General features: G+C 44.7%; 20 protein-coding genes. 15 read left to right on the plus strand and 5 right to left on the minus strand.

Annotated features, from left to right (window positions below):
- Nucleotides 1-41 precede the first annotated feature (41 nt).
- Nucleotides 42-1,448 carry a UDP-glucose/GDP-mannose dehydrogenase family protein gene (locus tag ACR64J_RS00700; RefSeq protein ID WP_435950040.1) on the plus strand — a complete coding sequence of 469 codons (1,407 nt, stop codon included), beginning with the start codon at nucleotides 42-44 and terminating at the stop codon, nucleotides 1,446-1,448.
- Between the two features lie 103 nt (nucleotides 1,449-1,551).
- On the opposite strand, the gene ACR64J_RS00705 is transcribed toward ACR64J_RS00700, so the two are convergent.
- A complete protein-coding gene (locus ACR64J_RS00705; RefSeq protein ID WP_435950041.1) occupies nucleotides 1,552-3,027 on the minus strand; it encodes a phosphomannomutase CpsG in 1,476 nt (491 codons plus the stop codon).
- A 263-nt stretch (nucleotides 3,028-3,290) separates the two neighbouring features.
- Here ACR64J_RS00705 and mazG point away from each other — a divergent pair, with 263 nt between their 5' ends.
- The 8 genes from mazG to yjgA all read left to right on the plus strand — a co-directional run bounded on the left by mazG (nucleotide 3,291) and on the right by yjgA (nucleotide 10,849).
- Nucleotides 3,291-4,064 (plus strand): nucleoside triphosphate pyrophosphohydrolase, encoded by a 774-nt coding sequence (gene mazG / locus ACR64J_RS00710; protein WP_435950997.1) that lies wholly within the window; start codon nucleotides 3,291-3,293, stop codon nucleotides 4,062-4,064.
- A complete protein-coding gene (locus tag ACR64J_RS00715; protein ID WP_435950042.1) occupies nucleotides 4,051-4,431 on the plus strand; it encodes a ComEA family DNA-binding protein in 381 nt (126 codons plus the stop codon). Before mazG ends, ACR64J_RS00715 begins: the two co-directional genes overlap by 14 nt.
- A 197-nt stretch (nucleotides 4,432-4,628) precedes the next feature.
- Nucleotides 4,629-6,797 (plus strand): polynucleotide adenylyltransferase PcnB, encoded by a 2,169-nt coding sequence (gene pcnB / locus ACR64J_RS00720; protein WP_435950043.1) that lies wholly within the window; start codon nucleotides 4,629-4,631, stop codon nucleotides 6,795-6,797.
- Nucleotides 6,798-6,820: 23 nt separating this feature from the next.
- A complete protein-coding gene (gene folK / locus ACR64J_RS00725) occupies nucleotides 6,821-7,339 on the plus strand; it encodes a 2-amino-4-hydroxy-6-hydroxymethyldihydropteridine diphosphokinase (RefSeq protein ID WP_435950044.1) in 519 nt (172 codons plus the stop codon).
- A gap of 212 nt (nucleotides 7,340-7,551) precedes the next feature.
- Complete coding sequence (gene panB, locus ACR64J_RS00730; RefSeq protein ID WP_435950045.1) at nucleotides 7,552-8,352, plus strand: 3-methyl-2-oxobutanoate hydroxymethyltransferase; 801 nt, start codon at nucleotides 7,552-7,554, stop codon at nucleotides 8,350-8,352.
- 29 nt (nucleotides 8,353-8,381) lie between these two features.
- Nucleotides 8,382-9,266, plus strand: coding sequence for a pantoate--beta-alanine ligase (panC, locus tag ACR64J_RS00735; protein ID WP_435950046.1), 885 nt, complete (start codon nucleotides 8,382-8,384; stop codon nucleotides 9,264-9,266).
- A 55-nt stretch (nucleotides 9,267-9,321) separates the two neighbouring features.
- Entirely contained in the window at nucleotides 9,322-10,299 is a 978-nt protein-coding gene (gene rapZ, locus ACR64J_RS00740) for an RNase adapter RapZ (RefSeq protein ID WP_435950047.1), read from the plus strand.
- A 40-nt stretch (nucleotides 10,300-10,339) separates the two neighbouring features.
- Nucleotides 10,340-10,849 carry a ribosome biogenesis factor YjgA gene (yjgA, locus tag ACR64J_RS00745; protein WP_317199637.1) on the plus strand — a complete coding sequence of 170 codons (510 nt, stop codon included), beginning with the start codon at nucleotides 10,340-10,342 and terminating at the stop codon, nucleotides 10,847-10,849.
- A 138-nt stretch (nucleotides 10,850-10,987) separates the two neighbouring features.
- Here yjgA and ACR64J_RS00750 read toward each other — a convergent pair whose 3' ends face one another.
- Nucleotides 10,988-11,608, minus strand: a complete 621-nt coding sequence (locus ACR64J_RS00750) for a thiol:disulfide interchange protein DsbA/DsbL (RefSeq protein WP_435950048.1) — start codon at nucleotides 11,606-11,608, stop codon at nucleotides 10,988-10,990.
- 373 nt (nucleotides 11,609-11,981) lie between these two features.
- Between ACR64J_RS00750 and ubiG the strand changes: the two genes are divergently transcribed.
- The 5 genes from ubiG (at nucleotide 11,982) to ACR64J_RS00775 (ending at nucleotide 15,683) form a co-directional block, all read left to right on the plus strand.
- Nucleotides 11,982-12,788 (plus strand): bifunctional 2-polyprenyl-6-hydroxyphenol methylase/3-demethylubiquinol 3-O-methyltransferase UbiG, encoded by an 807-nt coding sequence (gene ubiG / locus ACR64J_RS00755; protein WP_317199635.1) that lies wholly within the window; start codon nucleotides 11,982-11,984, stop codon nucleotides 12,786-12,788.
- 74 nt (nucleotides 12,789-12,862) lie between these two features.
- Nucleotides 12,863-13,573: an HAD family hydrolase gene (locus tag ACR64J_RS00760; protein WP_435950049.1), complete on the plus strand. Its 711-nt coding sequence runs from the start codon at nucleotides 12,863-12,865 to the stop codon at nucleotides 13,571-13,573.
- Between the two features lie 37 nt (nucleotides 13,574-13,610).
- Nucleotides 13,611-14,423: a YciK family oxidoreductase gene (locus tag ACR64J_RS00765; RefSeq protein WP_435950050.1), complete on the plus strand. Its 813-nt coding sequence runs from the start codon at nucleotides 13,611-13,613 to the stop codon at nucleotides 14,421-14,423.
- Between the two features lie 22 nt (nucleotides 14,424-14,445).
- Nucleotides 14,446-15,240 carry a substrate-binding domain-containing protein gene (locus ACR64J_RS00770; protein WP_435950051.1) on the plus strand — a complete coding sequence of 265 codons (795 nt, stop codon included), beginning with the start codon at nucleotides 14,446-14,448 and terminating at the stop codon, nucleotides 15,238-15,240.
- A 176-nt stretch (nucleotides 15,241-15,416) separates the two neighbouring features.
- Nucleotides 15,417-15,683: a DksA/TraR family C4-type zinc finger protein gene (locus ACR64J_RS00775; RefSeq protein WP_435950052.1), complete on the plus strand. Its 267-nt coding sequence runs from the start codon at nucleotides 15,417-15,419 to the stop codon at nucleotides 15,681-15,683.
- Between the two features lie 39 nt (nucleotides 15,684-15,722).
- Here ACR64J_RS00775 and ACR64J_RS00780 read toward each other — a convergent pair whose 3' ends face one another.
- Both ACR64J_RS00780 and ompR read right to left on the minus strand, forming a co-directional pair.
- Nucleotides 15,723-16,403, minus strand: a complete 681-nt coding sequence (locus ACR64J_RS00780; RefSeq protein WP_435950053.1) for an exopolysaccharide biosynthesis protein — start codon at nucleotides 16,401-16,403, stop codon at nucleotides 15,723-15,725.
- A 123-nt stretch (nucleotides 16,404-16,526) separates the two neighbouring features.
- On the minus strand, nucleotides 16,527-17,282 hold the full coding sequence (ompR, locus tag ACR64J_RS00785) for an osmolarity response regulator transcription factor OmpR (protein WP_317199630.1): 756 nt from the start codon (nucleotides 17,280-17,282) through the stop codon (nucleotides 16,527-16,529).
- 336 nt (nucleotides 17,283-17,618) lie between these two features.
- On the opposite strand from ompR, the gene ACR64J_RS00790 reads away from it, so the two are divergent.
- Nucleotides 17,619-20,153: a Tex family protein gene (locus ACR64J_RS00790; protein WP_435950054.1), complete on the plus strand. Its 2,535-nt coding sequence runs from the start codon at nucleotides 17,619-17,621 to the stop codon at nucleotides 20,151-20,153.
- A gap of 138 nt (nucleotides 20,154-20,291) precedes the next feature.
- Here the strand turns inward: ACR64J_RS00790 and ACR64J_RS00795 are convergent, their stop codons facing one another.
- A complete protein-coding gene (locus ACR64J_RS00795; protein ID WP_435950055.1) occupies nucleotides 20,292-20,660 on the minus strand; it encodes a hypothetical protein in 369 nt (122 codons plus the stop codon).
- Nucleotides 20,661-21,015: the final 355 nt, after the last annotated feature.

Raw genomic sequence — 21,015 nt, forward strand, 5'->3', positions numbered from 1 at the left:
TAATTAGACGTAAATGATAATAAGAAGTGAAAGGTAATCTTATGACTTCAAACTCTGCTAACAGTAATTCTGCTAACAGTAATAATGGCGAAAACGCTAATCGTTTTGCTGTCAAATACTCTGATGTCTGCGTACTTATTGGTCATGGTATTGAGGCTTTAACTAGTGCAGTCGTGTTGGCAAGTTTAGGTCAATACGTTCATATCTATGCCGATAACGATAAATTGTCACAGCAGCTGCAGCAATACAGTTTTGAGCATCATCTGCAAGCACTGTGGCAGCTTTATGTTCAACAAGAACAGATAATAAGTTTTCAGTTGCCTAAAAATGCGGATGAACTCATTATTACTTATGAAGAGCCTACTACCGATACCAAGTGTGACAGCACTCAGATTCTACCCCGCGCTGCGCTCTATTGGCTGTTTCTTGATGACATAAAATCATTTTGGAATGATGAAAGCTGGGTTAGCAGCTTTAATGATAGTCAGCAGCAGACCCAACCGATTATTACGAGTGGTATCGAAAATCTAGGTCATATCTCTCAAGTTGCTCAGCGTCTAAGACGTGCTTGGGTGTATTATGTGCCCTTTGTATTCTTGCAAGATGGCGAGGCCTATAGCTCGATGCTTAAACCCTCGCTGTGGTTACTGGGCGAAAAGACGCCAGACAGCAGTCAGCATCTACGCGCGCTACAGCCTCTAATGCAACAGGCGCGCTCCTATCATCATGCTGATATTGCAACGATAGAATTCGCTCGCAGTAGTATTATGGCCATGCTAGCGACTCGAGTGAGTTTTATGAACGAGATGTCACGCTTAGCAGATAGCCAGAATGTCGATATCGGACAGGTCAGTCAAATCATGGGACTCGATGCGCGCGTGGGTAGCAGCTACTTACAAGCAGGTTGGGGTTTTGGCGGTAATACTTTGCCTAGTGAGCTTATAAAGCTGGAAGAATCAGGCGAGACTAGCCGCGTTGAGATGCCACTACTGCAAGCGGTCATGCACATCAACGAAGACCAAAAAGAGCTGATATTTCGCAAATTTTGGCAATATTTTGATGGGTTTATCGATAATAAAACCGTAATGATTTGGGGCGGTAGTTATAAATCAGGCTCTGGACGCACCGCAAATTCTGCAATTCATCCGCTCCTGAGCTTATTGTGGTCATATAATATTCATACGCTTATCTATAGTGATAAGGCACAAACCGAACTCGCTGAGCAGTATGAAGAACAGCCGCTTATGACGCTGATTAATAGCCCTTATCAGTCTTTAGCTAGCGCTCAAGCTATATTTATCATCAGCTGGTCGCCACAAGATCGCTTAGATGTTGCCAGTATCAATCAGTACGCAATGCCTATCTTTGATGCGCAGAACGTATTGACCCGTGTGCAAGTTGAGGGACTTGTTGGCGGTTACGTGGGTATCGGTCGCAACAAGTCATAGTTTTTACCACCAAAAAAAGGTCTGCTCGTATGGGAATGAGTAGACCCCTTTTTTATTCTATTAACCTCGAAGCGTTCTTAGACAATATAACAGATTAGATACGTTAAGCCGGTATCGCTCCTTGAGCGGCTAACCACTGCTGAATGTCGGCCACTTTTTGCGCGAGTAACTCTTTATCACCACGCGCTTCAATATTTAGACGAATCAGTGGCTCAGTATTAGACGCTCGCAAATTAAAACGCCAATCGCCAAAGTGCAGACTCAGTCCGTCTAAGGTCGATTTTTCAGGGTTTTGCGCGCTAAATCTATCTTCTATTGCGCTAATAATGCTAGGCGCATCATGGGTAGTCAGGCGAAAATTAAGCTCGCCTGAGCTTGGATAGTCGCTGATATAGCCTGTGACCAATTCTGACAGCGTTTTGCCTGTGATTGACAATAGCTCAATGGTCAACAGCCAAGGTATCATGCCGCTATCACAGTAGAAAAAATCGCGAAAATAATGATGCGCGGACATCTCCCCACCATAGACAGCGCCTGACTCTCGCATCACCTGCTTGATAAAAGAGTGTCCTGATTTACTGATAACTGCCTGACCGCCATAAGCCTCGATAACCGCTTCGGTGTTGTATATCACCCGGGGGTCGTAGACGATAGATTCATTGGTATACTTATTCAAAAACGCTTGAGCAAGCATACCAACGACGTAACTACCATCGATAAACTCGCCATATTCATCGAATAAAAAACAGCGATCAAAGTCGCCGTCAAAAGCAATACCTAGATCAGCTTTGTTTTCTAAAACTGCCTCTTTGGTAGCCACTCTATTGGCCTCAATCATAGGATTGGGGATACCATTAGGAAAACTACCATCAGGGGTGTGATGTAGCTTGATTACCTCAATTGGCGCGCCAGCCGTCTTAAGTTTATTGACTAATAAATCAACAACGGGGCCTGCGCTACCATTGCCTGAATTGATCACAAGCTTTAAGGGTTTGAGTGTATCGATATCTATAAAATCGATGACATGATTGATATAAGCGCTCTTATCTGTCAAGAGCTGTATTTGTCCCGTTGCGTGCGTTGGGGTAAAGTCGCCAGACTCAGCTAACGCTTGAATCTCAGCTAAACCATCGTCGCTGCTGATCGGTTTTGAGTGCTCTTTGACCAGTTTAAGTCCATTATAATTAATTGGATTGTGACTGGCAGTGACTTCAATGCCGCCCATCGCTTGATAGTGACTGGTCGCAAAATATACCTCTTCGGTGCCGCTCATGCCTAAATCGATAACATCGACACCTGCATCTATAACCCCTTTGATAGTCGCCTGTTTAAGGGTTTCACTTGAGTGGCGAATGTCGCTACCGATGACGATAGCCGTTTGCAAACCCTCCTTATTCTCACTCTTGTCGGTAGCCTTAAAACGCGCTGATAAAATCTGCGCAAAGGCGCGCCCGATACGATAAGCAATGTCTTCATCCAAACTGACGCCCAGCTCACCGCGAATATCATAGGCTTTAAAGGAGCTGATGGTTATAGGTTCAAATGAGAGGGCAGGTTGATAGTTCGCTGAGGCAGACATAAAAGGGACGTTCCTTGCGTTTGAAATAGTATCGTTAATTGTAGCAGTAGTATGACTATAAGCGTCTACTTATTCAATGCTACACTAAGCGATAAATCAAGCTCGTTCAAGCAAGCAATAATCTAATAATCTAATGAGAGCAGGTGATGACAGTACTTAATAACAGCGCAGCCACAAGTAAAACGCCAAAAACCATCATAACGCCCAAGCCAGCATTAGGCGTACCAGAGGCAACAGGCGAGCTTGAGGATTTATTAGCACTTATGGCGCGCTTGCGGAGCGATTGTCCTTGGGATCAAAAACAGACTAATCATAGTCTAATCCCTTACGCCATTGAAGAAGCTTATGAGCTTGGCGCGGCGGTACAGACTGACGATGACGAAGATATCAAAAGTGAGCTGGGTGATGTGCTATTACAAGTCGTCTTTCACTGTCAGCTCTATGCTGAGCAAGGGCGTTTTGATATCAATGATGTCATAACGACTTTGCAGCAAAAGCTAATTCGTCGTCATCCGCATGTGTTTGAGACCCAAACCCTCAAAGACGACGCGGCCGTAAAAGCGCGCTGGGATGAGATCAAAGCCCAGGAGCAGCAAGCTGATGAAGCACGAGGTAAACCGCGGCGCAGGCTGGATGCTACTAAAGCAGGCAGCGCGCTGATGCAAGCACAAGAGCTACAAAAACAAGCCGCAAAACTAGGCTTTGATTGGGACGGAGTGGACGGCGCATTTGATAAGCTTGAGGAAGAGATCAATGAGCTTAAGAATGAAGTGAGTAATCAAACAGACGCTGATATCCAAACCAATATCGCTGCTATCGAAAAGGAGCTGGGCGATTGTATATTTGGACTGGTCAACGTCGCGCGTAAGTTAGGTCTTGACGCAGAAGCAGCCACGCTTACCTGCGTGCACAAATTCAAATCACGTTTTGGCTATATCGAAACGCAACTAGAGCAGATAGGTAAGCAGTTTGAGGACAGTGATATAGAGGAGATGGATGCACTATGGGAGGCCGCCAAACAGCATGAGCGCCGTTAATAAATACGCAACTTACAACAGTAGCCTTATGTTTTGTCTATTGTTAATAGGCTGTATTATCAGTGCTTTGCCAGCCCAAGTTCAGGCAGCGCCTTGTTTCGATGATCCTGCAAGTGCTTATCAGTATTTGTTAGCACAAGAAAAATCAGCAGTTAAAGCGCGCGAGCAAAAAAGGGTAAATATCAATCGTGCGAGCGAGGGTGAGTTAACTTCGCTAAACGGCATTGGTAGTAGCAAGGCACAGGCGATTATCTTGTACCGTGAGATGTTTGGTGACTTTAAATCGGTTGATGAGCTACAAAAGGTCAAAGGCATAGGCGCAAAAACGGTCGAAAAGAATCGCTCTCGCTTACAGATAAGTGAGTAAAACTCTTGATATCAAAGTGCGTAGACCGCATAAACGCAAAGAGTCATCTGGCAGTACAGCAAAAATGACAAATTAGGGTGCACCAATGACCATAACATACCCAGCCTGCACAAAATTTGTTAAACTAGCAGGCACATCCGCCTGATGGATACTGTGTTCGTTAGGGGTGATCGAGAATACCGTTGAGGAGTAGATGCATGGCAGAGCGCGCCGCCAAGCAGTTAGAACTAAATAAATCTGAATTACCTAATTCCATTACCGAAGTTATTGCCACTTTGTCCCGATCTGGGTTTGATGCCTATATCGTCGGTGGCGGCGTGCGCGATACCTTGTTAGGCCTACGTCCAAAAGACTTTGATGCGGTCACTGATGCCAAGCCTCATGAGATCAAAGACGTCTTTGGCAAGCGCTGCCGCATTATCGGTCGTCGTTTTCAACTGGCGCATGTTTACTCTGGACGCGAGCTCATTGAAGTCGCTACTTTTCGCGGTCCGCCCACCAGTGATGCTAACACCAACCAAGATGGTATGATCCTGCGTGACAATGTTTGGGGCGATATTAAACAAGACTTCTCACGCCGTGATTTTTCTATTAATGCGCTTTATTATCAACCGTTAAAAGGCGTGGTACATGACTTTTGCGGAGCGCTTGATGATATAGACAATAAGGTAATTCGCCTGTTAGGTCACGCTCCGGTGCGTATCGAAGAAGATCCTGTACGTCTGCTACGCGCGCTACGTTTTAAGGCCAAGTTAGGTTTTGAGTTTGATGACGAGTTAGCAGAGCAATTTCACGAGAGCAATTGGGCTCTACTGGAACAAATATCGCCCCATCGCCTCTATGATGAAACGCAAAAGATGTTTACTGGTGGCTACCTAGTACCGCTGCTACCACTCTTGTTTGAGTCAGGCGCAATCGATAGCTTGATGATATATCCACCCGCTGAACCAAGTCCACTGGTCAAACAAGTAGCTATCAACACCGACAAGCGTATCGCAGCAGGCAAGAGTATTAATCCGGCGTTCTTTTATGCGGCGCTATTGTGGGAGAACTACCTACATCAGTTAGAAAAAGCCAAAAACCGTAATATGCCTTTTGCCGATGCACAGATGCATGCAGCAGGTAAAGTGATTGATCGTCAACGTATCAAAACGGCGATTCCTAAGTTTGCCGAGCAGTTCATTCGTGATATTTGGCTATTGCAGCCCAAACTTGCTGCGCCGCGTACCAAGCAGATTGTACAACTGTCCGAGCATCCGCGTTTTCGCGCAGGCTTTGACTTTTTATTGTTGCGTGAGCAGTGCGGCGATAGCGATCATCCTTTATCTGAGTCTACTAACGGCATGGGCGAGTGGTGGCAGACGTATCAGACCTTGTCTGAAAAAGAGCAGGCTCAAGCGATCGATGATTTTGATGAAAATATACGCCGCGGCGCGTACAAGAAAAATCAGCACTCGCGCGGTCGCAATCGCCAAAAGCAAAATGATCTGCAAGAGCAAAGTCATTCTAATAAGCACAATGATACTGATTACAACCAAGACAAAACTAAGCCACAAGAGACTGCGCCGCCTATGAATGATGCTTCAAATGTACCTACGCGCCGCCGCCGCCGCGATGATACTCAGTCTCCATCGACAGAGCTACAAACGTCCTCTACTAAACCGAAGCAAACCTTCAATAGTAAACAGCAGGCAAAACAAGACCGTAAAGAGCTTGCATTACTACAGCAGTTGTCATTAGCCAGTAGTGAAAATAAGCGTGCTAAACCTAAATCTCAGCCAGAGCCGCTATTGGTAATAGAGCATGAAAAGGTAGTGCCGCCACTACAAAAACAGCTGGAGGTGGATAAATCGGCTAAACCTAAATCTCGCCAAGTCTCGGCTAAAAATAAAGCATCTGTTGCTGATACTAAGTCGGTTGATACAAAATTGGCTGATAAGAAGTCAGCTAGAGATAAAGAAACGAAGAGTAAGCCGTCTGATATTGCTCTTGAGAATAAGCAGGCGTCAAAGGCTAGCAAAGAGAGCAAGCAGTTGCCTGCACAAACGCCGCAGCTGGTTACGGCAAATAACGAGCCGATACCGCACAAGCGCCGCCGCCGTCAGCCTAGTACTGCTTTCTCAGACGTTTTAAGTAAGTCTGACACCCTGCCTACTCCAAAAGTAGCAAATCGCGATAAGAATAAAGAGACGGTGACTGACAAAGCGCAGGCGAGTAATAAAGAAGCTAATAAACGAGAAGCTAAAACGACTAAAAGTAAAAAATTGACTGCGCCAAATCAGAGCACGACAATCAGTAGTCAAGGACCTGTGCCCGCGAAACGTCGCCGCCGTCAGCCTAGCACTATCAGTACTGATAGTGTTTAAACTAATATAGTATTTAAAATAAAATGGCAAAGGTAACAGATGATAAGTGGGTAACCGCTTATGTTGGTTTAGGAAGCAATTTAACCAACGAGCTGGGTACGCCAATGGAGCACTTGCAGTTCGCTATTAAAAGTTTGCGTGCAGCAGATCAGATAAAAGAGGTACAAGTGTCCTCATTTTATCTATCAGCGCCAATGGGACCACAAGATCAGCCAGACTTCGTTAATGCAGTCGTAGGCTTTGAGACGAGCCTACCTCCCTTTGAGCTACTCGCAGTTTGTCAAGGGTTAGAAAACAATGCTAAGCGCGCGCGATTGCGTCACTGGGGCGAGCGCAGTTTAGATGTTGACATATTGTTGTATGGTAATGCGCTGTTAGCAGAGCCGACTTTGATAATACCGCATGCAGGTTTGTATGAGCGTAACTTTGTTTTGATACCTTTGCTTGAGCTTAAGCCAACCCTCAAAGTTGCAGGCGTACCACTTATCAATTATGCATCCAGTACAGACTGGACAGGGTTAAAAAAGTTAGGTGACAATTAGACAAGCCTATTTTTACTGATAGTGAGTTCAACATAAAAACGATACAACGGGACTGGAATGCTTTTTTTAAAACATAGGTTGCGCAGCATCGAGCGGCGTAGGCACAGCACGCCAGTAAAATTTATACCAGTTCCGCGTTTAAATATAATGCATCTGTTTTATTTAGAATCGACTATATCAAAACTATTTATTGCCAAGTTATCGAGAAATGTATGACCACTTTATCTACGCTAAAAAAGTTCAAAAAAGACGGGACTAAATTTACTTGTCTAACCTGCTATGACGCGATGTTTGCGCGCATGATGAACAAAGCAGAGATTGACACGATATTGATCGGGGATAGCCTAGGTATGGTGGTTCAAGGTCATGACTCTACGCTACCTGTCAGCGTCGACGACATGGTCTATCATACTGCCAATGTCGCGCGTAGCAATGACAAAGCACTGATTTTGGCTGACTTACCGTTTATGAGTTACGCCACTTTGCCAGAAGCAATTGCCAATAGCCGCAAGCTTATGCAAGCAGGCGCACACGTAGTCAAAATAGAAGGCGGCAGCGAGCTGTGTGAGCTTGTGACTATCTTAGCGCAGGCAGGTACACCTACTTGTGTACATCTTGGTCTGACCCCGCAGTCAGTCAATGTCTTTGGCGGTTATAAGATCCAAGGACGTACTGATAACGCTGCTGACAAACTATTAGCAGATGCCAAAGCTGTGGTAGAGGCGGGGGCGGCACTGATCGTATTAGAGTGCGTGCCCGCTGATTTGGCAAAATCTATTACGCAAGCCGTTGATGTGCCTGTGATTGGGATAGGCGCAGGCGCAGATACCGACGGTCAAGTGCTGGTCATGCACGATATGCTAGGTATGGTACATGGGCGAGTGCCGCGCTTTGTTCATGACTTTTTGACCGATGAGCGCAATACACAGCACAGTATCGAAGGCGCCTTTGCCTTATATCAGCAGTCGGTCCGCGAAGGTAGTTTCCCAAAACAGCAGCATCAGTTTGATTAGCTGAGTATCTTTTATAACTAGAGCTATTTATGCCTACTATCTATCACCGTATTTCAGATTTGCGCTCAGCCTTAGCGTCTAGCCGATGCAAGTTAGATAAGCCAAAGCGCATCGCGTTAGTGCCGACGATGGGCAACTTGCATGAGGGGCACTTAGAGCTGGTCAGTATCGCAAAACAGCAAGCTGATATCGTCGTTGTCAGTGTTTTTGTCAATCCTACCCAATTTGGTATTGGTGAAGATTTTGACAGTTATCCGCGCACTTTGGACGAAGATGTCAGTAAGTTGACCACCGTTCACGCTGATCATGTCTTTGCACCTAGTATTGATGAGATGTATCCTGTACTGCCGCCGCCAACTCTAGTGCTTGCAGGTGCTATCACAGATCAATTATGTGGTCAGTCGCGCCCTAGGCATTTTGATGGCGTTGGTATTGTGGTCTCAAAATTGTTTAACATTGTACAACCCGATGTAGCTGTATTTGGACAAAAAGACTATCAGCAATTAGCAATTATTAAGCAGCTAGTACGTGACTTAAGCTACCCTATTGAGATTATAAGAGCCCCTATTGTCCGCGCTACCGATGGCTTAGCACTATCATCGCGCAATCAATACTTAACGGGTACAGAGCGAAAGATTGCCCCGTTATTACATCAAGAGCTACAGCAACTGGCTAAGCAGCTATCTGGTACTTATGATAATGATAAGCTAAATATGCTTATAAGTAATAGTCGGCAGCGACTAACTGATGCAGGTTTTGTTGTCGATTATTTAGAAGTCAAAACCGCGCAATTAGAGTCGATTACTGATAACGGATCTAATCTTAGTTCAGAGTCTGCTAATGCCATTATACTCGTCGCCGCGAAGCTAGGACAGGCACGTCTATTAGATAATGAGCCGTTTACTTTTAAGTAGATAGTGCTGCAATACCCAAAAAATTTGACAAATGAATAGACAAAGGTAATTGATCATGGATACGGATAATAAAGACGATACTCTAGATCAAACCTCGTTGTCTGATACAACGGCTATATCTGAGATCACAAAAGAAGAAGTCGTGAGTATCTTAGTAGTTTCTGGTCGTTCAGGATCAGGCAAGACCTCCGTGCTTAACATTTTGGAGGACTTGGGGTATTACTCTATCGATAATTTGCCCTTGTCTTTAGTCCCTCAGGCGGCGCAAAGGCTCGTCGGAGATAGTGGTATAAAGCGCTTAGCGCTTGGCGTTGATATTCGTACGCCGCGCGCAGATTTATCAAATTTTTCTACTATACACGACACTCTTAAGCAGACTTACGGTGAGCAAGCGGTTCAGGTAGTGTATGTAACCGCGCAAGATAGCACCTTGGTCGCGCGTTTTAATGCCACGCGCCGCGTACATCCATTGATGACCAAAGACACGCTGAGTACTGAGCATAGCACTAACAATTTACCTGCAGCTATAAAAAAAGAGAGCGATTTGCTCCAGCCTATCTTTAAGCGCGCGGATATGAAAATTGATACTAGCATGCTCAATATTCATCAATTAAAAGAGCGTTTGCGCGATTACGTCGGCGTTGACAACAAAATCGTTATCAATCTGCTATCCTTTGGCTTTAAGTACGGCAATCCTATTGATGCCGATTTTGTATTTGATGTGCGCATACTTCCAAACCCGCATTGGAACCCTAAGTTACGTATGTCGACAGGACTAGATCGCAAGGTTAAAGAATTCTTTGCTGATTATCCAGAAGTGGACGAGATGGCAGAGGATATCGGGACGTTTTTGGAGCGCTGGTTACCTAATTTTTTACACAATAATCGTCATACGGTCACTGTTGCTATCGGCTGCACAGGTGGCAAACATCGCTCAGTCTTTATCACTCAGCAACTACAAGACAGATTGGCAGTAAACTTGCCTACAGATTTGACAGTGGCAACTAAGCATCGCGAAAAGCATATGTGGTAGCTGCCTCTTATTTATTTTTTATTATTATATGGATAGTACTATGGTTGACTGGTCAGAACAGGACATGCGCGTCTCGCGTACTGAGCTTAAAAAAGCGCATGAGCGCTTGCAGGCTTTATCGATACCCTTGTCAAATCTATCAAAAAAACAGCTCAAACAATTACCTGCCAGTGATTACTTTATGGCAGAGCTGATGGCGCTCACTGATATTACCAGCGCCAATGCTCGCAATCGCCAAACCAAACGCGTGGGCAAACTGATTGGTGAAGAAGATCGTCATACTTTAATCAAAGCATTATTCGACGCTTACTTTCCAAACGAGCAAGTTGCCAAGATCGAGAGCTGGTATGGTAGGCTTAATATTAATGATGAAGGCACATTAAAGCAATTTACTAAACAGTATAAAGCGTCTGAACATAATAGCCTGCACCAACTGCTATTATGGATTGAATATGCTAAGTACAAGCAAGACGATGAACTACTAGCTGAATCACAAGAAGATCTTGCAACCTATATTCGTGAAGTCACTATTTTGTCAGATCTAAAGTAGCTTGTCAGGCTTATGACAAATTAGAGAGTCTACTCATAAAATCGGTAAGCACTAAATTCACAAAACACTAAATTCACAACGAAAAAGCCAATCTTTAAGGATTGGCTTTTTGCATTTAAATCTAAACAAGACTAAAAACTATTTTTTCTCAGCACGTACTTTATCAACGAGATAATCAACGACTTTAGGCGCTTTAGCGCCTTCACCAGTCACGACATATTTACCTTGGACCACTACCGCTGGCACGCCTGATAATTGATAGCGCTTAGCGCCTGCTTGTGAGCGACCAATTTTGGTGCCGACGGCAAACGAGTTATAAAGACTATTAAATTTCTTTTTATCGACGCCTTTTGAAGCATACCAGTTGGCAAGGGAGGCCTGATCAAACAGCTTTTTACCGTCTTTATGAACGGCATCAAACAACGCGTCGTGGGTTTTGTTCTCAAATCCAAGTAACTGCGCAGCATAAAATCCGCGTGCGCTAGCTTCCCAAACAGGATTTAGCGCCGCTGGCGTCTTAAAAAAAGCCACATCTTTATCTTTAGTTTTTGCCCATTTTTCCATGTGCGGATTAAGCACATTACAGTGCGGACAACCATACCAAAAAAACTCACGGACGATGATTGCATCACCGCTAATATTTTCTGGATTATCAAGTACTCGGTAATCCTTGCCTGCTACATAATCAGCTGCCTGCGCGCCCATAGAGGCAAACCCAATAGCCATCGCCAAACCAGTCAGTGTCATGACACGTTTCATACGTTTTCCTTAAGGGATAAAGTCTTAAATACTTTGTAAAGTGAGAGACATAGTGTTAAGCGATGGTCGCTTAGCACCACATGCAATAACGTAAGCTATAATAGCTCAAAACGCAGCCTTTTGTGAACCGTATTCTTAACTAACCGTTGTAAAGCTGTGAGCTATTATTTAGCTACTCTTACTTAGTACCATAAAAAAAATATTGTCGATATTGATAGCGCTTTAAAAGAGTCGACAAAAAGCAAACTCGTCATGTTCTCAAGTTAACAATACCGCTTATAATAGCCCACGTATGTATCGACCTAAATAGACGCACTCATGATAATATTAGGTTATAAAATTTATGACAATACATATATCTAAGGAAAATCCTATGAGCTCAGCGCCGCATGCCGCTACTAATAATCAAACAACGACTAATACAAACACAATCAATGTAGATCCTAGCGAAGTTGAAAAGTTTAACAACTTAGCCGGCGAGTGGTGGAGTAACACAGGCGCCTTTGCAACTTTGCATGAGATTAACCCGCTACGTCTGAACTGGATAGAGGACAATGTCAAGAGTGGCTTTATAAGCGATGATACTGATAAAACATCTGATACAGGTCTGGCTGGCAAAACTGTATTAGACGTCGGCTGCGGCGGCGGTATTTTGTCTGAATCTATGGCGCGTCGCGGCGCTGACGTGACGGGTATCGATTTGGGCGATGAAAACCTCAAAGCAGCGGCGGTACATGCCAAGCAAAGCGGCCTTGAGAGTACTCTGCGGTATCAAAATATCCCTGTAGAGGAGCTGGCAAAAACGCACGCTGGGCAGTTCGATGTGGTGACTTGTATGGAGATGCTCGAGCACGTACCAGATCCAAGCTCTATTGTTACCGCCTGCTTTGAGCTATTGGCGCCAGGCGGGGTTTGCGTTTTATCTACCATTAACCGTAATCCTAAATCCTATCTGTTTGCTATTATTGGCGCAGAATACGTGCTGCGTCTGCTTGATCGCGGTACTCACGACTATGCCAAATTTATCACTCCAAGCGAGCTTGATAAGATGGCAATTAATGCTGGATTTACTCGTCAAGACATTATAGGTTTGCATTATAATCCTCTGACCAAACGTTATTGGTTGGCACAAAACGTCGATGTGAACTATATGATGGCAGTACAAAAACCGATGGTTTAACGACTAGTACCAGAGGTTATTACATCTACAGTTCATCCTGTTTTATCAACTTTATATAATAAGAGTGTGTGATTATGAGCAAATTTATAAAAGCAGTTTTATTTGATCTTGATGGCACCTTGATAGATACAGCCGCTGATTTTGTGCGTATTATCGGTAAAATGAGTCAACAGAATAACTGGCAAGCGCCGCCTGAAGCGCAAATTCGTGAGCAAGTCTCGGCAGGCGCTTCTGCTATGGTCAAGCTGATGCTACGCCATAATAATCAAGATCAAGTCACAGAAGAGGAGTTACTAGCCTTTCGTCAGCAGTTTTTGGATGATTATGAAGCGGACATTTGCGTCGATAGTCAGGTGTTTGATGGACTTGAATCTGTACTCACAACTTTAGAGCAAAAAGGCGTTCCTTGGGGCATTGTCACTAATAAACCGCGCTACCTAGCAGAGCAGCTACTACAAAAAATGGATTTGGATCAGCGCTGCGCCGCCTTAGTTTGTCCCGAAGATGTCGCTCGCTCTAAACCTGATCCTGAACCTATGTACATGGCGTTAGAGAAACTTGCTATACCGCGCGGCGCAGCTGGCTGCGTACTGTATGTCGGCGATCATATACGCGATATCGATTCAGGTAACGCCGCTGGCATGCCAACTATTTTGGCAGGCTATGGCTATATTCCGCCTGAGAACCAAAAGACTTTGAAAAAGTGGGGCGCAGATTATATTGTCAACACGCCTGAGCAGCTAAGCAAGTTGCTATTGGCGTCAGGTACGTTTGAGTATATTTAAAATTTTATTCTTTATTTAACCAGCTGTGAGTATAAGCATGACCGATAAGAGCACCCAGTCAGCAACCCAAAATAAAACTACGCCTTCGTTAAACCATGATGATATTCGAAACTTCAATGCGCAAGAGGACTGCTTGGCAGGCAAACGTATATTGGTGACGGGCGCAGGTTCTGGCATTGGCCGTGTCGCCGCGTTGACTTACGCGCGTTACGGTGCGACGGTATTGCTACTTGGTCGTACCAACAGCAAGCTTGAGACGGTATACGACGAGATCGAGGGCGCAGGTGGTAAGCAGCCTGCTATATTGCCAATGGATCTAGAAAAGGCTGATTACAATGAGATGCGCAATCTGGCATTGTTAATCGAAAACGAGTTTGGTCAGTTGGACGGTGTTTTGCACAACGCAAGTATACTCGGCGATCTAACACCGCTTGAGATGTATGATGTCGACACCTTTGCTAAGGTTATGCATATCAATGCTACAGCGACCTTTATGCTCACGCAAGCGTTACTACCGTTGGTTAAAGATACTGATAATGGTTCGATTGTGTTTACATCCAGTACGGTAGGAACTCATCCGCGCGCATTTTGGGGTGCTTATGCACTCTCAAAACAAGCGGTGGAAGGTATGAGTGATATATTTACCCAAGAGACGCAAAACACCACCAGTTTACGCTTTAACTGTATCAATCCGGGCGGTACACGTACTAATATGCGTGCTCATGCGTATCCGGGTGAGAACCCGATGACACTCAAGACGCCTGAGGAGATCATGGCAGGGTATATCTGTCTGATGAGTGATGAGAGTATCGGAGTACGCGGTCAAGTCGTCGCATTGCAAGCGATTTAAGAATTAACTCAAGGAGAAAACAATGAAAACTATTATTCTTAGTACATGTGTTTTGCTAAGCTGCACTTCAGCTTTCGCGCAAACTGGACTTTTTGATCCTTCTATAGAGCACAATCCTAAAGATGGGATTATTAAAATTTATGGAGCTGGTGGGCCACACACAGCTTTGAGAAAAGTTGCCGATGTTTGGGAGAAACAAGGTGGTACTAAGGTAGAACTCATAGCAGGACCTGAAAGTAAATGGTCCGCCAGTGCTCAAGCAGATGCTGACGCTCTTTGGGGAACCTCTGAGCAGTCAATGACCGCATTCCTTGAAACATATGAAACATTTGATCATGACAAGGTCGAACCCATTTATATTCGACCAGCAATCATCGCGGTACAAAAAGGAAACCCTAAAAACATACGCAGCTTTGATGATTTGTTAGCTAAAGGTATTAAGATAGTTGTGACTGAAGGCAAGGGAACGTATAACACGTCAGGCACTGGAGTGTGGGAAGATGTTGCAGGGCGTAAGGGAAGCTTAGATGATGTTGCTCGTTTTCGAAATAACATTGTAGCCTATTCATTAGGATCTGGAGCTAGTTTTAAAGCCTTTAAAGAGCAGAAGGCAGATGCTTGGATTACTTGGCCCAACTGGCCGATTCATAATTCTGAAGATATGGATATGGTTTACATAGATAAAGATCGTATCATTTGGCGTGATTTGAACATTGTGATATCGCCAAAAGCTGACTCTCAAACACAAGATTTTCTCAATTTTTTGCTGACAAGAAAGGCGCAAAAGATTATGAAAACGGAAGGATGGCAGCGATAGATAAAAAGCAATACAAACATACTTTATAAAGAGATAGAATTTAAATATAACTCTTAATCAAAAGTAAATCATAATAAACGTTTGTATTGAAATAAGCGCATTCTAACCCCATCTATCTGTTATTAAAGACTTTTATTCTAAAATTAAAAGCTCAGTACTACTGATAAAGGTGAATTATGGCAGGTGGCTGGTCAAGAGATGGCGCAGAGCATGAGCAAATGGATGCAACTGTTAACGATGCTGTAGATCGCGCTAGAAGTGCGATACCTAAGGGTGAGAGTAGTGAGTACTGCGATGAGTGCGGTAATCCTATTCCCGAGGCGCGGCGTCATGCTTTGCCTGGCGTACAGCACTGCGTGAGTTGCCAGACGGAACTTGAGCAAGTAGCAAAAGCGTCTGAGCTATTTAATCGACGTGGTAGTAAAGACAGTCAGTTGCGCTAATACATTTAACGTACTTACCTGTTTGTTTTACAAACCCTTTTATCCCATAAGTACCTGAGTCACCAAAAAGTAGGCGGTCACTATACTCAAAAGTAAAGCTGCCAAAAAGACGTAGCCATCTTCGGTGATTAGTCCAATAGCAAACAATATGATAGCGGCAGCGGGTATCATAACAGCAAAGGGTACAACCTCTAATGGGATCATAGCTAGGGCAGCAAAAACACATACTGCTGCTGCTAGTTTTTTTGCCTTATCAGAGCTCAATACTGTCAATCTTGGTTTAACAATCTTATCAATCCGCTTCGTCGCTTTTTCGGCGATAGCGACGCCTTTATGTAGCTTGTCCTGCTCAAAACTCACCTTATCGATAAATTTGGGCAGCCACGGGCGTTGTTTGCCAAATAGCATCTGTATACTAATTAAAGCAATAATGACTCCGCAAACTGTCGGTACTCCTGGTATGCCACCTGTAGGCATAATAGCAATCAAAGCAGGCGCAAACAGTAAAGGTCCAAATCCTTTTTCACTAAGCGCTGACATGACGTCGCCAATACTAACTTTATCAGTGTTTTTGTCAGGTTCAATCTTATGTAGGACTGTAGTCAAGCTAGTGTCAGAATGAGAGGAGTGACTAGCGCCGCTTTGCTCTGTACTCTGAGCGCTTACGCTAGTGTCATCCTTTGAGTCTTTAGACTTTGAACTGGTTTTACTTTCTAACACCGCTACTCCTGAGCGCTTTATTACGCGTCACTATACATTGTCTTTAAGAAGCATCGTTTTTAGGACTCATTGTCTTTAGGACTCATTGTCTTTAGGACTCATTGTCTTTAGGACTCATTGTCTTTAGGACTCATTGTCTTCAGGTTCCGCTTCATCAGGCACAAAGACGTAGCCTACGCCCCAAACGGTCTGAATATAACGCGCTTGCGACGGATTATCCTCGATCAAGCGGCGCAATCGTGACACTTGTACGTCAATTGAGCGCTCCATAGCGCCCCATTCGCGTCCACGTGCTAGGTTCATGAGCTTATCACGAGTCAGCGGCTCACGGGGATGCTGTACTAGTGCCTTCAATACTGAAAACTCGCCCGTGGTTAAGGTCACCACATTGCCATCGCGTTTTAGCGTACGCGTGGATAAATCAAGCGTCCACGGACCAAACTCAACCACCTCTAACTGATAGCTGGGCGCGCCAGGCAGCTCACGATTTTGGCGACGTAGTACGGCTTTAATACGAGCGAGCAGCTCTTTTGGATTAAAAGGTTTGGGTAAATAATCATCAGCGCCCGCTTCTAAACCTGCAATACGATCAGCGTCACCGCCCTTTGCGGTCAGCATAATGATAGGAATATCACCGTTGTCTTCACGCAGACGTTTGCAGATACTGATACCATCTTCGCCAGGTAGCATAAGATCTAGTACCACTAAAGAGAACAGCTCGCGCTGCATGAGCTTGTCCATCTGATTGGCGTCGTGCGCGGTACGCACTACAAAACCGTCGTCTTCCAAAAAGCGCTGTAGTAAAGAGCGTAAACGCGCGTCGTCATCAACGACCAATATGCGCTGAGTGAGCGTATCTGCATGAGTGTTATCCGTCATTTATCGTATCCTTTTATAGGCTTTATTATAGGCAAAATCTGCTATCGCTTTTACTTGTAATCTTGTTGCTATTTAAATTTTAAGAATATCAGTCACGATTTTTGTGCAATGACTCATTATTTAGCTATCTACCATCAGTGTATAAGATTGCATCACTAAATGCATCATCCATCCGCACAAATGCTGTATGCGTTTGTTTAACAAGGCAGATAGTGACATCTTTTGCTTCATTATGGCTACAAAAACCATGATAATTAAGGATAGTATAAAAAGGATTTTTATTCATGCAGCTTTTGCTATAATGCCAAACACCATTTATCAACGATTGATACGTCTATGAGTAGCACTGATACCTTAACGTCATCGCAAGCCCCAGCAAATACGCAGGGTTTGGATGCAACCACACACGCGAATATCCACGACAAACTTGCTCGCGCGCTTGGCATTAAGACGGCTCAAGTCAATGCGTTTGTCGAACTCTTTGATGCAGGGGCGACGGTGCCGTTTATAGCGCGCTACCGTAAAGAGAAAACCCAAAATCTCGATGATGCGCAGCTTCGAGCACTAGAAAAGTCGCTCAATTATGAGCGTGACATGGCAACGCGCCGCCTCAAGATTATCGAATTGCTAAGTACCCAAGGCAATCTAAATGACGAGTTGCAAGCGCGTATCGATAACGCGACATCCAAGCTTGAACTTGAAGACATCTATCTGCCTTATCGTCCGCGCCGGCGCTCACCTGCCGCCAAAGCTCGCGCAGCAGGATTAGATAAAGCTGCGCAATCGGTATTAACGCAAGAGGTTGCACCAATAGAGGCATTAGCTGACTATCAAGCGCCATCAGTCATCACCGATGATAATGGTAATGAGATTGAGGTAGATTTTGCGGATACCGACAAGCAGTTAGCAGGCGTACAAGCTATTATCGTTGATGAATGGACGCAGGCGCTTGATCTACTCGATAGTTTACGTAGTGGCTTTGCTAAAACAGCGAGCATCGTCTCATCGGTGGCTAGCGAAGAAAAACGCGAAGTGGGTGAGAAGTTCAAAGACTACTTTGAGCATAGTGAAAGCCTTGCACGCTTGCCCAATCATCGCCTGCTTGCCATGTTACGCGGTCGCCAAGAAAATGTCTTAGGTCTAAAAATTGAAGGCGAAGATACGCCCTTTATCGATAAAATCGTGAGTCATTTTGATATTAAGGCTAAAGCGCCAGACGCACGCCGCGAGTTTTTGGTTGAGGCGGCAACTAGTCTTTGGAAAGATAAGTGGCGTCCGCATATCGAGCATCGCTTGTTGACCGAAAAACGCTTAAGTGCTGAGGCGGATGCTATTGATGTGTTTGCCAGTAACTTGCAGCATCTACTGATGTCAGCGCCTGCTGGACGCAAAGTCATCTTAGGCGTTGATCCTGGTATTCGCCATGGCGTCAAAATGGCGGTTATCGATGCACAAGGTCATGTCATAATGGCTGATGACAAGCCAGTTATCGCAACCGTTTATCCTTTTGCGCCTGATAATAAAATGGATGAAGCCAAAACTGTCATTGATGAGCTGTTAAGTACTTATAACGTTGATCTAGTGGCTATCGGTAATGGCACGGCAAGTCGCGAAACCGATGCGATGATTAAAGAGATCTTGGCTGCCAATACTGCTCTTAAAGCAAAAGCGGTCATCGTTAATGAATCAGGCGCCTCTGTCTATTCTGCAAGCGAGCTTGCTAGTGATGAGCTTGCCAATCTAGATGTATCCGTACGCGGAGCAGTCTCCATCGCGCGCCGCCTGCAAGATCCTTTATCAGAGCTGGTCAAAGTCGATCCAAAAGCCATTGGCGTCGGTCAATACCAGCATGATGTCAACCAAAACCAATTGGCTGATAGCTTAGACAAAGTCACGCAAGACAGCGTGAATGCCGTCGGTGTTGATGTCAATACAGCAAGCCCTGCTATCTTGGCACATATTGCTGGTTTGAATAAAAACGTCGCGCAGCAAATCGTCACTTATAGACGTGAGCATGGCGCATTTGCTACTCGGGACGCGCTCAAAGATGTGCCCCGTTTAGGGGTCAAAACCTTTGAGCAAGCTGCAGGGTTTTTGCGTATTCACGAGGGTAGCAATCCACTTGATGCCACAGGTGTTCATCCAGAGAGCTATGAGCTGGTTGATAGCATACTTGCGCAAACGGACAAGTCTCTAAGCGAGATTATCGGTAACGATAGTGTGCTGGGTACTATCGATACTACAGCTTTGGCTAATGATGACAACATCAGTGTCAAAGCTATTTTGGACGAGCTGGCAAAACCTGCTCGTGACCCGCGTCCTGAGTTCAAAACGGCTAATTTCCGTGATGATATCAATAGTATCAAAGACCTTACTGAGGGCATGACTTTAGAAGGCGTTGTAACCAATGTTACCGCCTTTGGTTGTTTTGTCGATGTTGGTGTACATCAAGACGGTCTGGTACATATCTCTCAGATGGCTAATGACTTTGTCGCAGACCCTATGAACCGTGTCAAACCTGGTGATATTATCTCAGTTCGAGTCATCTCTATCGACGAAAAACGTGGCCGTATTGGCTTTAGCATGAAACCTGAAAACGACAAACCTGCGCGCGCGCCAGCTAAACCAGCTACGAGCCGTACGGACTCTACTAGTAGTGACGATAAGCCGAGCCGTGCGCGCAGCAAGCGTCCACCAGCAGACAAACGCTCTGGCGCACCGCGCCAAGGTGACAAGAGTAGAGGTGACAACAATAAAGGCGGCGCGAGTAATCGTCAGCAGGCGCAAAAGCCTAAGGCAGATACGCCGGTCAAAATGGGTACACTTGGCGCGCTGCTTAAAGAAGCAGGGGTCACCAAGGGCAAGAAGTAACTGCTCAATCTTTATTTAACACACAGAAAAGGCAGCCACTGGCTGCCTTTTTTCATGTGCGCCGTTCTAAAGTAAGGATACGATAAACGACTTATCTTAGGACGACACCATATGTCTAAGTACTCCAGTGGTCTAACATTACTGGGTTATGATACGACGAGTTTCTTGTAGAGTTACAGGAACTGTCGTTGTACTATCTGCACCCTCAATTCTTTGCTCTGACTCTAATGGCGTTACAGAGTTTGGCATCATGTTTGGATCTTCCATCATGCTTGAATCTTCCATCATTTTCGGATCTAATTGCGCAGGGTTTGTATCGACTTCGATTTCACTGGGCTGAGTGGCTAGTAGCTCCCCATCAGGACCTTCAATTTGAGCTTGCAAAGTATTGTCTACAGCAGTGGTACGTATATCAGCGGGTGTCACACTACTATCAGTAGCAGCGAAGGCAAAGATAGGCATCATGAGAGTAGTGCCGAAAAGTAGAGATAAAGTACGGTTTTGCATTAGGGTATTCCTTGAGTTGCAAATCTAAGACAAGTCCAAAATGAGTTTAGACTTTTAAGTAAACTAGCATGATTTCCTATTATGCTAATTGAGCTATAGGTCTTACGCCCTAAAAGCAAAAGACCTATAAAGACAACAACTGAGTCATCATTGCTACAACGTTTATGTCAGGTAAAATAAAACATTATAAAAATTTGATGTCCATTGATAATGTCTTAGACGCAAAAATACCAGCTCGATGGCTGGTATTTCAGTAGTAAAGAGATTAATACTCTCACAGAGTCAATCTAAGTTGTTATAACGTGCAAGATATATGTCCAAAACCTGCTTATCACTCAAAAGTGTTGATGTCACG

It is taken from the genome of Psychrobacter sp. DM8, from assembly GCF_051307025.1.
GTDB lineage: Bacteria > Pseudomonadota > Gammaproteobacteria > Pseudomonadales > Moraxellaceae > Psychrobacter.

Excerpts from the sequence above, each read along its gene's own strand:
- folK (WP_435950044.1), top strand. The coding sequence starts at position 6,821 with ATGGCAAAGGTAACAGATGATAAGTGGGTAACCGCTTATGTTGGTTTA.
- ACR64J_RS00765 (WP_435950050.1), top strand. The coding sequence starts at position 13,611 with ATGACCGATAAGAGCACCCAGTCAGCAACCCAAAATAAAACTACGCCT.
- ACR64J_RS00795 (WP_435950055.1), bottom strand. The coding sequence starts at position 20,660 with ATGCAAAACCGTACTTTATCTCTACTTTTCGGCACTACTCTCATGATG.
- ompR (WP_317199630.1), bottom strand. The coding sequence starts at position 17,282 with ATGACGGATAACACTCATGCAGATACGCTCACTCAGCGCATATTGGTC.
- ACR64J_RS00700 (WP_435950040.1), top strand. The coding sequence starts at position 42 with ATGACTTCAAACTCTGCTAACAGTAATTCTGCTAACAGTAATAATGGC.
- ACR64J_RS00715 (WP_435950042.1), top strand. The coding sequence starts at position 4,051 with ATGAGCGCCGTTAATAAATACGCAACTTACAACAGTAGCCTTATGTTT.
- ACR64J_RS00775 (WP_435950052.1), top strand. The coding sequence starts at position 15,417 with ATGGCAGGTGGCTGGTCAAGAGATGGCGCAGAGCATGAGCAAATGGAT.
- ubiG (WP_317199635.1), top strand. The coding sequence starts at position 11,982 with ATGAGCTCAGCGCCGCATGCCGCTACTAATAATCAAACAACGACTAAT.
- yjgA (WP_317199637.1), top strand. The coding sequence starts at position 10,340 with ATGGTTGACTGGTCAGAACAGGACATGCGCGTCTCGCGTACTGAGCTT.
- panC (WP_435950046.1), top strand. The coding sequence starts at position 8,382 with ATGCCTACTATCTATCACCGTATTTCAGATTTGCGCTCAGCCTTAGCG.
- ACR64J_RS00750 (WP_435950048.1), bottom strand. The coding sequence starts at position 11,608 with ATGAAACGTGTCATGACACTGACTGGTTTGGCGATGGCTATTGGGTTT.
- ACR64J_RS00760 (WP_435950049.1), top strand. The coding sequence starts at position 12,863 with ATGAGCAAATTTATAAAAGCAGTTTTATTTGATCTTGATGGCACCTTG.
- ACR64J_RS00705 (WP_435950041.1), bottom strand. The coding sequence starts at position 3,027 with ATGTCTGCCTCAGCGAACTATCAACCTGCCCTCTCATTTGAACCTATA.
- mazG (WP_435950997.1), top strand. The coding sequence starts at position 3,291 with ATGGCGCGCTTGCGGAGCGATTGTCCTTGGGATCAAAAACAGACTAAT.
- rapZ (WP_435950047.1), top strand. The coding sequence starts at position 9,322 with ATGGATACGGATAATAAAGACGATACTCTAGATCAAACCTCGTTGTCT.
- panB (WP_435950045.1), top strand. The coding sequence starts at position 7,552 with ATGACCACTTTATCTACGCTAAAAAAGTTCAAAAAAGACGGGACTAAA.
- pcnB (WP_435950043.1), top strand. The coding sequence starts at position 4,629 with ATGGCAGAGCGCGCCGCCAAGCAGTTAGAACTAAATAAATCTGAATTA.
- ACR64J_RS00790 (WP_435950054.1), top strand. The coding sequence starts at position 17,619 with ATGAGTAGCACTGATACCTTAACGTCATCGCAAGCCCCAGCAAATACG.
- ACR64J_RS00770 (WP_435950051.1), top strand. The coding sequence starts at position 14,446 with ATGAAAACTATTATTCTTAGTACATGTGTTTTGCTAAGCTGCACTTCA.